Consider the following 12,653-nt stretch of genomic DNA (forward strand, 5'->3'; position numbering starts at 1 on the left):
CGTCACTGCACCGACCATCCTCCATCCGACGCGAGGATCACGCCGTTGATGTTGGCCGCGTCATCCGAGAGCAGGAACGTGATGGATGCGGCGAGCTGCTCCGCCGTGGCCACCGTCGGGATGAGCTGCTCGAAGGGTGCCACCCGTGCGCGCCCGCTCTCGGAGAGGTGCGACGGAAGGGCGATGCCGGTCGCGACGGCTCCGGGGGCGACCGCGTTCACCCGGATCCCGGCGGGGCCGTACATGAATGCGGCCGACTTGGTCAGCCCGACGACGGCGTGCTTCGAGGCGGTGTACGCGGCACCTGCCGCGTTTCCGCGAAGGCCCGCCTCCGAGGCGACGTTGACGATGGCGCCACCTCCGGCCGCGGTCATCGCGGGGATCACCGCGCGGGAGAGCTTGAAGGTGCCGGTGACGTTGACCGACATGACGCGCTCCCACACCGCATCCGTCGTCTCCCCCAGCGGCGAGAAGTCGTCCATGATCCCGGCGACGTTCGCGAGCGCGTCGATCCGCTCCCCCGCGGCCGCGACGATCCGGTCGACGGCCGCCTGATCGGTGATGTCGCCGGCGACCGCTACGAGCCTGTCCCCGCCGTGCGCCGCCACCAGCTCGTCCAGACGATCGGCGGAGATGTCGACCGCGACGACACGGCCGTCTTCGCGGAGCACGCGCGACGCCACGGCACGCCCGATCCCGGAGGCCGCGCCCGTGACGATCACGGTACGGCCGGCGAAGCGACCCGCCACGACTCGCTCGGTCCACGGCGCGGGACCCGTCGCCTCGGGCATCGCGCCGCCGTTGGCCTGACGCACGAGATCGTCGACGACAGACTGCGGCAGCTGACCCTGGCTGAGCGCCACGAGCTGCTGAAGCGGCTGCGACCGGACCGGGCCCAGCGCATCCTCCGTCGTCCCCGAGGAGGCGAGCAGCCCGCGGATGAGGTCGCCCCCGACAGGGTGATCCAGCCATTGCGCGATCGTGCTGTTCGCGGTCAACACCACACTCTCCGACATTGCAGAGCCCTTCTCTCGAGCGGGCCGTCGCCGTTCGACGAATAAATCCCGCACGGGAAATACTACGCTCGTGTCGAACGATCCGCCCGTCGAGAAGAACGAACAGGGAGTGAACGTGACGCCAGGCACTCCCCCCGCGCGGCGGGGGCGCGGCGAACGCGCGGGCCTCGACCGCGCCGCCATCCTGGATGCTGCACGGCGCCTGCCCGCGGAGGAGCTCACGATGCAGGGCGTCGCCGACGCCCTCGGGGTCGATCGCAAGGCGCTCCATCACTACGTCCACGGGCGGGAGGGCTTGCTGGAGCTGCTCGCCGAAGACGTGTTCCTGACCCGCATCGCGGCGCTCGAGATCCCCTCCGATGCGCCGTGGAGGGATGCCTGTCGTACCTTCGCCGAGGGGATGCGGCAGTCGCTGGTGGCTTCGGGCGCCCTCGTCGAGCACTTCCGCACCCTGTCGCGTGCGACCCTCGCCGCGGTCCGACCGGCCGAGGTCGTGCTGGAACGGCTGCTCGCCGGTGGCGTCGACGAGGTCACCGCCGGGCGCGCCCTGCTGCTGTTGACCACCATCGCCACGGGCTTCGCACGCGAGGAGGTGGCGGCCGCGGGCGCCGGCGGACATCCGCAGGTGGCGCAGTTCCGCGGGATGCTCCGCGAGACGGGCGCCACGGAGCTCAGCGTGCTGCGCAGCCTCGACGGGAGCGGCTTCGACGCCTACGGCGACGCGCAGTTCGCCTTCGACGTCGGCGCCGTCATCGCCGCCGTCGAGGCCCGCCTCGCCGAATGAGCACCCGTCTGCCGAGCGAGCACACAATTGGATGCTCGCTCGACAAACGAATGCGCGCTCGCGCGGCGTGACGCGCGGTGGCCCGTGACGCCGTGACGCTACTCGCGGCCGGGATCGACGGGGGTGAACCCGGCGAGGCCGCCGCGCTTGAGCAGCCCCGCGACCGCGAGCGCACCGGCGACCGCGAGGAAGATCGGCAGCAGCAGCGAGAAGCCGGTGTTGGTGAACTCGATGATCAGCGCGATCGCGGTGAACGGTGCCCGCATGTTCGCGGCGAGGAAGGCAGCCGCGGCGACGACGGCGAGTCCCGTGCCGCTCGCCCCGGGCCAGAGCAGGGCCCACCCCGCCGCCGCAGCCGCTCCCAGTGCCGCGCCGATCGCGACGGAGGGCTGCAGCGTCCCTCCGATGGCGCCCGCACCGAGTGAGAGCGTGGTCGCGACGTACTTCAGCACCGCGAGGATGAGCAGGAACACGACCGGCTCGCTGAGCTCGAAGCCGGCGGTCGCCAGCGCTCGGCCGTTGCCGAGGATGAGCGGGAAGAACATCCCGACGGCGCCGACCGCGGCGAACACGACCGGCAGTACGACGAGCAGCTTCCAGCCGGTGGGACGGAAGGCGCTCAGGCGTTTGGTCGCGGCCACGAAGCTGGTGGCGACGATGCCCATCAGCGGACCGATCACCACAGCCGCGACGAGCAGCGACGCATTGACCTCTATCGTGCCGAGGTCGTACAGGGATTGGTCGCCTACCAGCGGGCGCGCGACCAGCGTGGCGATCGCACTCACCGCGAGCGCGGTCACCGCGGCGGCGATCGAGAACTCGCCGAGGAGGATCTCCACCGCGAACACGGCACCACCCAGAGGCACGTTGTAGACGGCCGCGAGACCGGCTCCCGCAGCCGAGGCGATGAGGATGCGGCGCCACCGAGGCGTCAGCCGGAACCAGTGGACGACCTTCGACGACGCCATCGCGGCGAGCTCGCGCGGGGCGACCTCCTTGCCGATGGAGGCGCCGAGGGCGACGGAGACGACCTGCAGCACGGTGTCGACGAGCGTCTCGAGCGCCGGCATCCTGCGCCCCGCGACTCCCTGCTCGACGCTCGCGGCGGGGCTGCCGAAGCGGCGGATGAGGTACCAGCCGACGGCGGCGAGCACACCCGCAGCGCTCACGGTCACCAGCGGCAGCCAGAACACGGATGGCTGGGCGAGCCCGTCGAGGAAGGGCCCATGACCCTCGCCCCAGACGAGGTGCTCGATCGAGTGGACGACCCAGACCAGCAGCAGTACCGCGAGGCCGGTGCCGACACCGGCGAGGACGGTCGCGGTGCCGATCCGGGTGAGGTGGCCGACGGCAGGGCGCAGCCGCACAGCATTCACCGCAGCGTACGCCGGGAGCTGATCTGGCCGGTGTCGAAGCCCATCAAGTGCAGACCGCCGTGGAAGCGCGCGTGCTCGATTTTGATGCAGCGGTCCATGACGACGGTCAGGCCCTTGCTCTCGCCGTAGCGCGCCGCATCCTCGTTCCAGATCCCGAGCTGCACCCAGACGGTGGGCGCGCCGATCGCGATCGCGTCGTCGATGACGGAGGGGATGTCGTCGGCCCGGCGGAAGACATCGACGATGTCGGGCACCTCCGGGAGCGAGGCGAGATCGGGGTACGCCGACTGACCGAGGATCTCGGTGGCGTTCGGGTTCACGAAGTACACCCGGTAGGCGCCGGACTGCAGGAGGTAGGTGCCGACGAAGTAGCTCGAGCGCGCCGGGTTCGCCGAAGCGCCCACGATCGCGATGCTCTTGGCCGCGCGGAGGATCGCGAGACGCTCCTTCGCCCCCGGCCCCTCCCAGGTGCGCTGCGAGCGCAGCAGCTTGGCGAGCGGGGAGCTGGCCGGCAGCGCGCAGGTCAGGCCGTTCGGCAGGCGGGTCTCGACGGTCTCCTCGACGGCGGTCACGTCGTTCATCATGCCTCCTGCGCGGCGGCGAGGGCCTGGTCGAGGTCGTAGATGATGTCGTCGACATCCTCGATGCCGACGCTGATGCGCACGAGCCCCGGCAACACACCGCCGTCGATGAGCTGCTGCTCGGTCAACTGCGCGTGGGTCGTGGACGCGGGGTGGATGACGAGCGTCTTCGCGTCGCCGATGTTGGCGAGGTGGCTGGCGAGATCGACCGACTCGATGAAGGTGCGACCGGCCGCGCGGCCGCCCTTGACGCCGAAGCTGAAGACGGCGCCCGGCCCCTCCGGAAGGTACTTCTTCGCGCGGTCGTGATGGATGTGGCCGGGAAGCCCCGCCCAGGTGACGTACTCGACGCGCGGATCGGCGTCGAGCCATTCGGCCACGGCACGCGCGTTCTCGACGTGCGCCTTCATGCGGTACGGCAGCGTCTCGACGCCCTGGGCGAGCAGGAAGGCCGAGTGCGGCGCGAGCGCCGGGCCGATGTCGCGGAGCTGTTCGGCGCGGAGGCGTGTGAGGAAGGCGTACTCGCCGAAGTTTCCGGACCACTCGAGTCCGCCGTAGCTCGGCACCGGCTCAGTGAACAGGGGGAAGCGCTCGCTCGACCAGTCGAAGCGACCGGACTCGACGACGACCCCGCCCAGAGAGGTGCCGTGTCCGCCGAGGAACTTCGTGGCAGAGTGCACGACGATGTCGGCGCCCCACTCGATCGGACGACACAGGTAGGGCGTGGCGACCGTCGAGTCGATCACGAGTGGCACACCGGCGGCGTGAGCGACCGCCGCGAGGCCCTCGATGTCGGCGACCTCGCCCGAAGGGTTGGCCACCGTCTCGGCGAACACCGCCTTGGTGCGGTCGGTGATGGCGGCCGCATAATCGGCGGGATCCGCCGAGGCGACGAAGGTCGTCTCCACGCCGAAGCGGCGCAGGGTCACGTCGAGCTGGGTGATCGATCCGCCGTACAGGTTGGCGCTGGCCACGATGTGATCGCCGGCACCCGCGAGCGAGGCGAACGTGATGAACTGCGCCGAGAGTCCGCTCGAGGTGGCCACGGCGCCGAGGCCCTGCTCGAGCGAGGCGATGCGCTCCTCGAACGACGCCGTCGTCGGGTTCGCGAGGCGGCTGTAGATGTTGCCGTACTTCTGCAGCGCGAAGCGCGCGGCCGCATCCTCCGTGTCGTCGAAGACGAACGCCGTGGACTGGTAGATCGGCAGCGCGCGGGCGCCGGTGACGGCGTCGGGGATGTTGCCGGCGTGGATGGCACGCGTGCGGAAGCCGTATTCGCGGTCGGCCATGAGGGGCCCTTTCGAAGGGGGATGCGGGTTTCCCGCAGCCTACCGGCCGCTTCTCAGCGCCCCGATTCGTGTGTCGGCGTGCGTCGGAGCACCCGCACCGGTCGCTATCGTCGGTGGCATGGAGGACTGGACCGAGGGAGCAGCCGAGGCGCTGGACCGGCTGACCGAGTCGGGGCTCGGCGCACCGTGGACCGGCACCGCCCGCATCCTGTCGGCGACGCCGCCATCGTCTCGGCGGCGCTACCAGAGCTGCACGATCGAGCTGGTCCTGGCCGCGGAGGGATTCGAAGGTGCGACGACATCGGCCGAGGTCGTGATCGACACCCGCTACTGGCCGGAGCCCGGCACGGTTCTGCCGGCGCGTTTCTCTCGCACGCTTCCGCGCACGCTCGATGTGGACTGGGAACGGCTGCGTTCAGCGCGGTGACAGCGGCGGCGCCTCTGGGATGCCGAACACGTGCCTGAGCGCGCTGCGCGCCGCCCACCACCCGCCGAGGCCGTGCACGCCGGGGCCCGGCGAGGTCGACGCCGAGCACAGATAGACCCCCGGAAGAGGTGTGCGCCAGGGGTCCCTGCGCAGCACGGGGCGCTTGAGCAACTGAGCGACGTCGGGAGTGCCGGCGGCGATGTCGCCGCCGGGGTAGTTCGGGTTGTGGCGGGCGAGGTCCACCGCGGTGCGTGAGCGGGCGGCGAGGATCGTGTCGCGAAAGCCCGGTGCGAACCGTTCGATCTGGGCCACGACGGCTTCCTCCCGATCGACGTCACTGCCGGCGGGGACGTGGGTGTAGGCCCACAGGGTGTGCGCGCCGTCGGGGGCACGCGTGTCGTCGAAGAGCGAGGGCTGCGAGATGAGCACATAGGGGCGTTCCGGCATCCGACCGTGTACGACGTCGTTCTCGGCAGCGGCGATCTCGGCGCGCGTTCCGCCCAGGTGCACCGTGCCCGCCTGCGCCACCGCGGGATCCGCCCATGGGACGGGGGCGGAGAGCGCGAAGTCGACCTTGGCGACGGCGGCACCGTAACGGAACCGGCCGAGCGCCGCCCGGTACGAAGGCGGCAGGTCGTCGCCGGCGATGTGCAGGAGCGCTGCGGGGGTGACGTCCAGCAGCACCGCACGAGCCGGTGGCAGCTCCGCAAGTGAGCGCACCTCGTGATCGAGCACGACCTCGACCCCGTGATCGCGCAGGTCCGCGACCATCGCGTCGACGATCGCCTGGCTGCCGCCGATCGGGATCGGCCAGCCGCGCGCGTGAGCGTAGGCGGCGAGCGCGAGTCCCGCGCCGGATGCGGCGAGACTCGGCTGGGGCAGGATCGCATGCGCGGCCACGCCGGTGACGAGGGCGGGAGCCGCATCCTCTCGGAACCTCCGCCCCCACAGCGCAGATCCCTGATCGAGCACGCGCATACCGAATCGCGCGGCGAACACGGGGTCGGCGGGGAAGCGCAGCAACGGCCCGCCGGTCAGCTCGGCCAGCTGGCGCGTGTTCTCGGCCAAGGGACGCATGAGCCGCGCGTAAGCGGCACCGTCGCGCCCCAGCTCCTCAGCCGTGCGGTCGAGGTCCCGGTACGCGAGCGCGGCATGCCCGCCGTCGAGCGGATGCGCGAACGAGACCTCGGGAACGACGAAATCGACGCGTTCGGTGAGCCCGAAGGCACGGAAGAACGCGGACTCGAAGGCGAGCGGATGCACGGCCGAGCACACGTCGTGGAGGAACCCCGGCAGTGTCAGTCCGGCTGAGGATGCGCCGCCGCCGAGGGTCGCGGCGCGCTCGTACACACGAACCGAGAATCCGGCTCTGGCGAGGGTCACGGCGGCGGCGAGTCCGTTCGGACCCGACCCGACCACGATGACGTCGAGATCGCTCACTCTTCGATCATCCCCCTCTCGCGGCCCGACCCTCCGCCAAGAAGGCCAATCGCTGCAGGGTCTCCGCGTTGCGAAGGTGCAGCGGCACGTTCATGATCCACCGCGGGATCCACGCTCCGGGGCCGGCGACCGCGTCCTCCGTGATGCGCACCACGCATCCGTCGTCACTCGGCCGCACCTCGATCACGACGCGCGCCTCCCCCATCGGCCAGCCGCGCGCGCGGAGCACGACCCGCCGCGGCGCGTTGTACTCGCGCACCTCGGTGGTGTCGTCGATCAGCACGGGCCAGACGCCGAACGAGTGGTGTAGCTGCGCCCCTTCGGCCGGCCAGGCATCGTCGACCGACCGCATCCGCGAGGCGCCGACGACCCACGAGGGATACAGCCAGCCGTCCGCCATCACGGCGAAGACATCCTCGGGCGTGCAGGACATGCGACGGACATTGCGTGACATGGGCGGCCTCCGATCGTCGTTGCGTCACGCTAAGCACGACCGCTGCGAGGTTCGACGGGGTTGCCGTTCGCGGCTGCGGCCGCTATCCACCTCACCCTGTGGCACGCTGGAGAGATGCGGATCGCAGTGACGGGATCATCGGGAAAGCTCGGACGCGTGGTCGTTCGCGAACTGGCGGCGGCGGGGCACGAGGTCATCGGACTCGATGTGGTCGGTGAGCGCGGACCGGGCTTCGTGCAGGTCGATCTGACCGATTACGGACAGGTCGTCGACGCACTCGGGTCGGTGAACGACCAGCACGACGGCGTCGACGCGCTCGTGCATCTGGCCGCGGTTCCCGCGCCGGGTCTGCGCGCGGATGTGGCTGTCTTCCACAACAACATGACGGTGTCGTTCAACGTGCTGCACGCGGCGACCCGCCTCGGCATCCGGCGGATCGTGACGGCGTCGAGCGAGACCGTGCAGGGGCTGCCCTTCGACGTGCCGCCGCCCTACATCCCCATCGACGAGGACTACCCCGCGCGTCCCGAGTCGGTGTACTCCCTCGTCAAGCACCTCGAGGAGCGGATGGCGATCGAGCTGGTTCGCTGGCATCCCGAGCTGTCGATCACTGCGCTGCGCTTCTCGAACGTCATGGTGCCCGAGGATTACGCCGAGTTCCCCTCCTTCGACGGCGACGCGCGACGGCGCAAGTGGAACCTGTGGAGCTACATCGACGCCCGCGACGGCGCGCAGGCCGTGCTCCGCGCGCTCGAGACGGCTCCGACGGGCTTCGACCACTTCCTCATCGCCGCCGCCGACACGGTCATGACGCGTCCGAACGCCGAACTGGTCGCCGAGGTGTTCCCCGGCGTCGAGGTGCGCGGCGAGCTCGGCGCGAACGACAGCCTGTTCTCCACCGCGAAGGCGCAGCGCCTGCTCGGCTATGCGCCGCAGCACTCCTGGCGCGATCGCGCCTGAGGCTCAGGACTCCGGCCGCATGGGCTTGCTCATCTGCACCGCCGTCACGCCGAAGCCGAGCGACTCGTAAAGTCGGCGAGCACGCTCGTTGAAACCGAAGACGTTGAGCGCGAGTTCTCGTGCGCCGCGTTCGGCGACGTACCGCTCGGCGAGGAGCATCGCCGCACGCCCGTAGCCGCGACCTCGATACGGTTCGTCGATCTCGACGTCCCAGACCCACCACACGCCCTCGTTGCCGCGCGGATGCGGACCCAGCCACATCACCCCGACGGCGCGTCCCGCCGCCTCGATGTGGAGCACGTCGTGTCCCGCGGCGGGAAGCCCGCCGGGAAAGAGCTCGGTGTACGACTCGGCGGCGATGCGCTCGGCGGTGGCGCGGTCGTCGCCGGCACGCACGCGCTCCTCGGCGTACGCGCGATGCTGGACGGCGATCCACGCGGGGAACTCATCGTCCGAGAAGCGGCGGAAGGTGACGTCGTTCATCTGACCATCATCGCCGCCTCGGCGTTGCTTCCTAGAGTGGACCGATGGACGATGACCGCGAACCCCGCTGGACGACGATCGGACGTTCCGTCGCCTACGAGGGGCGGGTGAGGCTGGTCGAGCACACCGTCCTCCTCCCGGACGGTTCCCGGACTTCGTTCGACGTCGACGAGAGCGTGCCCTTCTCCGTCGCTGTCCTTGTCGTCGACGGAGCAGATGTCCTGCTCTCTCGCCAGTACCGCTACGCCATCGACCGGTGGATCTACGATCTCCCCGGCGGTGGCGGCCTCGCCGATGAGGACCCCCTCCACGCAGCGCAGCGCGAGCTCGAGGAAGAGCTCGGCATCGTGCCCGATGATCTCCGGCACCTCCACACGTTCTTCATGAACCCGGGCCGCGCCGCCTGGCCGACGCACCTGTTCATCTCCACGGCCGGATTCGCCTGGACACGCCCCGACGCGTCGGACCCCGCCGAGCAGGTGAGGCTGGCGCGGATGCCGCTGGCGGAGCTCGATGCGCTGATCGCTCAGGGGCTCGTCGTCGACCCGCCGCTGATGGTCGCACGAGCGATCGCCGCGGTGAAGGGCCACCTGCCGCCGCTGCGGCGCGTCTGACAAGAGCTGGGGCCCGCTGCCACAGACCGCGATCGATTACTGTGCCGCCATGAGTGACGCCGTTGTTCTGCACGTCGACGAGGACGGATTCTTCTGCCTTGTCGCGCCCGATGCGTACCGTGGCTTCGTTGATGAGGATTGGCAGCTTGAGCAGCTCCTGACCCACTTCGTCGGACAGATGCGCGAGGGGACCCTGTTCGTCGCGTATCCCGGCCCGGATGATGCCGACGAGGTCGTCGCGGTCGCAGACGGTCCCTGTGACGCTCCGACGTTGCGTGAAGCGGCGGGTACCGTCCATGTCGGAGCGGGCGGACTGTGGCTCACGGACTACACGCAGCTAACGATGGCCGCCCAGTTCGACGACGAAGCGCCGACCGCAGTCGGCGCGATCCGGCTTCCCGTGCAAGAAGGTTCGCAGCGAGTCATCCTCCGTCACGTCGACGGCAACCCACGCTACCTGCTCGCCATCGGGCCGGTTGCGGACGACGACCGCGAGCCGCTGAACGCAGTCCCGTGGTTCTGTCTCGATTGAGCCAGCCGCCGGACGTGTCCTGCGATGGCGGCGTGTGTGCGGCTCGCCCGACAGCGCCCAGTCGACCACCGGCGCCCGGTCCGCACCATCTGCCACGGCGGCGGGCGAACATCGCTCAGGCCACCAGGCGCAGGTGTCCATCCGCACGACGAGGGCACCTTCCTCCCCTGGCCCCGCTGCCTCCGCATCTGGGAAGAACGATGTCGGAGGCCCTGCCTACTGTGAAGGTATGTCCAGCGATGCGCGCCTCTTCGAAGAGGACCCCGACGCGGCGTTCGCGCGCGCTGTCGAGAGGGCGCCGGTGGAGCCCGAGGACGCGGTCGATCGTGTCGTCGAGGTCTCCGCGATGCTGTCCGTCTTCGCCGCCGAGCAGGTCTGGGCGATCGTCGAGATGCGCGCCGATGCCCACGCCGACGCGAAGCGCGCGGGCCGTCACGATCGCGGCATCGTCGAGCGGTCGCTGCGCCTCGAGCTCGCGCAGGCGATCGGCGCTACCGAGGCCACCGCCGATCGACTGATCGCCCACGCGGTAGCGCTCGTCGAGCGGTACCCCGACACCCTTACCGCGCTCAGCCGCGCGCGGATCACCCAGCGGCACGCTGAGGCTCTCGTCGACGCCGTCGACCGCGCCGAGCCATGGCTGCGCGAAGAGCTGGCCCCGCTCGCGCTCGAGCTCGCGGTGCGTCTGCCCATCGGCGTGTTCCGGCACGCGGTGCGCCGACTCGTCGACGATGCCCGCGCCGCCACGCTGTCCGAGCGGCAGCGCGAGGCTCTCGACGCGCGCCGGGTCGCTGTCGACGACGACCGCGACGGAATGGCGTGGCTCACCATGTACCTGCCTGCTGTCGAAGCGCGGGCGATCTTCGACCGCCTCACCCGCACGGCTGCCGCCCTCATCGCGGCGCAGCCGGCCGCATCCGAAAGCCCGGAGAGCGCGGTCGGAGACGAGGCCGACCCGAGGCGCACGCTCGATCAGGCACGCGCCGACGTCGCCGCCGACCTCCTGATCGACGGCGAAGTACCCGAGCATGGCGAGCAGGTCCGCGGCATCCGCGCGACGGTCGCGGTCACCGTGCCCGCGCTCACCCTCCTCGGCAAGGGCGAAGATCCGGCCGTCGTCGACGGAGTCGGCCCCATCCCCCTCGAGAAGGCCCGCGAACTGTGCGGCTCGGCCGACGGATGGATGCGGGTGCTCACCCACCCCGAGACCGGACTCGTGCTGTCGGTCGGGCGCACGCAGTACCGCCCGCCCGCGAGCCTGCGACGTCTCGCGCGGTGGCGCAGCGCCCGATGCAGCGCTCCCGGCTGCATGGTGCCGGCGAATCGGTGCGAGATCGACCACACGATCGCCTGGGAGCACGGCGGCTCGACCGCCGCCGACAACCTCACCCCGCTCTGCAAGGGCCACCACACCGTCAAGCACCACGGCGGATGGAAGGTGCGGCAGTTCGCGGATGCGTCCACCGAGTGGACGAGTCCGACGGGGCGCATCTACACCGTCGTGCCCGAACGGCGCACACCCACGTTCGTTCCGGATGCATCGCCGCCGGGCCACCCGCCGTTCTGACCCACGCTCATCCCACTCGTTTCACACACCCCGCTCGTTGAGCGAGGAGCGCAGCGACGAGACGAAACGCGCAGCCCTGCGACAGGTGTCGAGGCCTCCTCCACGCGCGTTGCGCGCCGCGGCTGGCATGCTCGGATCACAAGGCGCGGCCACGGCGGCCGCATCCGTCCCCGGAAGAGGTCCGCATGCTCGAGACGCATCTGCCCTACGAGGCCTGGCAGCCGACGAAGGAGACCCTGCATCGGTTCGTGCAGGTGGTCGGCAAGCTGCGGCTCGCGCGCAGCGTGCGACGCAATCACTGGTGGAACGTGCCGTTCCACCTCACCGGCACCGGGATCACGACGCGTCCGATGGGATCCGACCCCACCTTCGCTGTGGACTTCGACTTCATCGATCACCGCCTGAGCGTGGTCACGAACGAGGGCGCCCGCACGTCGTTCTCGCTGCCGGGACTGTCCGTCGCGGAGTTCCACACCCACCTCGTGGGCGCACTCGAGGGCGCCGGCGTCGACGCCGCGCCGATCCTCGAGGCGACGCCGTTCGACCTGCCCGACGCAGCCCGCCCGTTCCGAGACGACACCGAGCACGACGCGTACGATGCCGCATCCGTCACGGCGTACTGGCGCCTGCTGTCGGATGCGGGCCTCGTTCTCGAGGAGTTCTGCGGTCGCTTCAGCGGCAAGACGAGTCCGGTGCACCACTTCTGGCACACGTTCGACATCGCCGCGACGCGCTTCTCCGACACGGTCGTGCCGCACACCGACCAGGCCGACAGCGTCACACGCGAGGCCTACTCGCGAGAGGTCGTCTCGTCCGGATTCTGGTTCGGCGACGCGAGCGTGCCGGAACCGGCGTTCTACTCGTATACCTCGCCGGAGCCGGCAGGCATCGCGCAGCGCCCGCTTCCGGAGGGAGCGCAGTGGCTGGATCGCGGAGCCTCCCACCTCGCCGTCTATCCGCTCGCTCGCGCCCAGACGACGGGTGACCCGCGAAAGGCGGCGCTCGACTTCTTCGAGGCCGCCTATCTCGCCGGTGCCGAGCTGGCCGGATGGGACATCGCACGCTACCTCTGCGTCGACGGGGTCACGGACCCGTTGCTTTCCCCAGCCCGAGACTGAGAGCGCGGCACC

At 70.5% G+C, this 12,653-nt stretch carries 14 protein-coding genes; 7 read left to right on the plus strand and 7 right to left on the minus strand.

Annotated elements, in window-relative coordinates:
• Positions 1-2: 2 nt before the first annotated feature.
• Positions 3-1,016 carry an SDR family NAD(P)-dependent oxidoreductase gene (locus tag PQV94_RS12515; protein WP_274286136.1) on the minus strand — a complete coding sequence of 338 codons (1,014 nt, stop codon included), beginning with the start codon at positions 1,014-1,016 and terminating at the stop codon, positions 3-5.
• 70 nt (positions 1,017-1,086) lie between these two features.
• On the opposite strand from PQV94_RS12515, the gene PQV94_RS12520 reads away from it, so the two are divergent.
• Positions 1,087-1,800 carry a TetR/AcrR family transcriptional regulator gene (locus PQV94_RS12520; RefSeq protein WP_274286137.1) on the plus strand — a complete coding sequence of 238 codons (714 nt, stop codon included), beginning with the start codon at positions 1,087-1,089 and terminating at the stop codon, positions 1,798-1,800.
• A 98-nt stretch (positions 1,801-1,898) separates the two neighbouring features.
• Here the strand turns inward: PQV94_RS12520 and PQV94_RS12525 are convergent, their stop codons facing one another.
• The 3 genes from PQV94_RS12525 to PQV94_RS12535 are packed head-to-tail and all read right to left on the minus strand — an operon-like array spanning position 1,899 to position 5,046.
• Positions 1,899-3,176 (minus strand): chloride channel protein, encoded by a 1,278-nt coding sequence (locus PQV94_RS12525; protein WP_274286138.1) that lies wholly within the window; start codon positions 3,174-3,176, stop codon positions 1,899-1,901.
• On the minus strand, positions 3,173-3,757 hold the full coding sequence (locus tag PQV94_RS12530; protein ID WP_274286139.1) for a CoA-binding protein: 585 nt from the start codon (positions 3,755-3,757) through the stop codon (positions 3,173-3,175). Before PQV94_RS12530 ends, PQV94_RS12525 begins: the two co-directional genes overlap by 4 nt.
• Positions 3,757-5,046, minus strand: coding sequence for an O-acetylhomoserine aminocarboxypropyltransferase/cysteine synthase family protein (locus tag PQV94_RS12535; RefSeq protein ID WP_274286140.1), 1,290 nt, complete (start codon positions 5,044-5,046; stop codon positions 3,757-3,759). Before PQV94_RS12535 ends, PQV94_RS12530 begins: the two co-directional genes overlap by 1 nt.
• A gap of 118 nt (positions 5,047-5,164) precedes the next feature.
• Between PQV94_RS12535 and PQV94_RS12540 the strand changes: the two genes are divergently transcribed.
• Positions 5,165-5,473, plus strand: a complete 309-nt coding sequence (locus PQV94_RS12540) for a hypothetical protein (protein WP_274286141.1) — start codon at positions 5,165-5,167, stop codon at positions 5,471-5,473.
• Here the strand turns inward: PQV94_RS12540 and PQV94_RS12545 are convergent.
• Both PQV94_RS12545 and PQV94_RS12550 read right to left on the minus strand, forming a co-directional pair.
• On the minus strand, positions 5,462-6,913 hold the full coding sequence (locus tag PQV94_RS12545; RefSeq protein ID WP_274286142.1) for a phytoene desaturase family protein: 1,452 nt from the start codon (positions 6,911-6,913) through the stop codon (positions 5,462-5,464). The two genes, PQV94_RS12540 and PQV94_RS12545, sit on opposite strands and share 12 nt — an antisense overlap.
• Before the next feature lie 7 nt (positions 6,914-6,920).
• Positions 6,921-7,367: an SRPBCC family protein gene (locus PQV94_RS12550; protein WP_274286143.1), complete on the minus strand. Its 447-nt coding sequence runs from the start codon at positions 7,365-7,367 to the stop codon at positions 6,921-6,923.
• A gap of 114 nt (positions 7,368-7,481) precedes the next feature.
• Here PQV94_RS12550 and PQV94_RS12555 point away from each other — a divergent pair, with 114 nt between their 5' ends.
• Positions 7,482-8,327, plus strand: coding sequence for an NAD-dependent epimerase/dehydratase family protein (locus PQV94_RS12555; RefSeq protein WP_274286144.1), 846 nt, complete (start codon positions 7,482-7,484; stop codon positions 8,325-8,327).
• 3 nt (positions 8,328-8,330) lie between these two features.
• Here the strand turns inward: PQV94_RS12555 and PQV94_RS12560 are convergent, their stop codons facing one another.
• Complete coding sequence (locus PQV94_RS12560; RefSeq protein WP_274286145.1) at positions 8,331-8,810, minus strand: GNAT family N-acetyltransferase; 480 nt, start codon at positions 8,808-8,810, stop codon at positions 8,331-8,333.
• Between the two features lie 44 nt (positions 8,811-8,854).
• Between PQV94_RS12560 and PQV94_RS12565 the strand changes: the two genes are divergently transcribed.
• The 4 genes from PQV94_RS12565 to PQV94_RS12580 all read left to right on the plus strand — a co-directional run bounded on the left by PQV94_RS12565 (position 8,855) and on the right by PQV94_RS12580 (position 12,641).
• Positions 8,855-9,424 (plus strand): NUDIX hydrolase, encoded by a 570-nt coding sequence (locus PQV94_RS12565; RefSeq protein ID WP_274286146.1) that lies wholly within the window; start codon positions 8,855-8,857, stop codon positions 9,422-9,424.
• Positions 9,425-9,473: 49 nt separating this feature from the next.
• Positions 9,474-9,956 carry a hypothetical protein gene (locus tag PQV94_RS12570; protein ID WP_274286147.1) on the plus strand — a complete coding sequence of 161 codons (483 nt, stop codon included), beginning with the start codon at positions 9,474-9,476 and terminating at the stop codon, positions 9,954-9,956.
• 229 nt (positions 9,957-10,185) lie between these two features.
• Positions 10,186-11,523 (plus strand): HNH endonuclease signature motif containing protein, encoded by a 1,338-nt coding sequence (locus PQV94_RS12575; RefSeq protein WP_274286148.1) that lies wholly within the window; start codon positions 10,186-10,188, stop codon positions 11,521-11,523.
• Positions 11,524-11,708: 185 nt separating this feature from the next.
• Positions 11,709-12,641 carry a DUF5996 family protein gene (locus tag PQV94_RS12580; RefSeq protein WP_274286149.1) on the plus strand — a complete coding sequence of 311 codons (933 nt, stop codon included), beginning with the start codon at positions 11,709-11,711 and terminating at the stop codon, positions 12,639-12,641.
• The last annotated feature ends 12 nt before the right edge of the window (positions 12,642-12,653 follow it).

Source organism: Microbacterium sp. Clip185 (assembly GCF_028743715.1).
GTDB lineage: Bacteria > Actinomycetota > Actinomycetes > Actinomycetales > Microbacteriaceae > Microbacterium.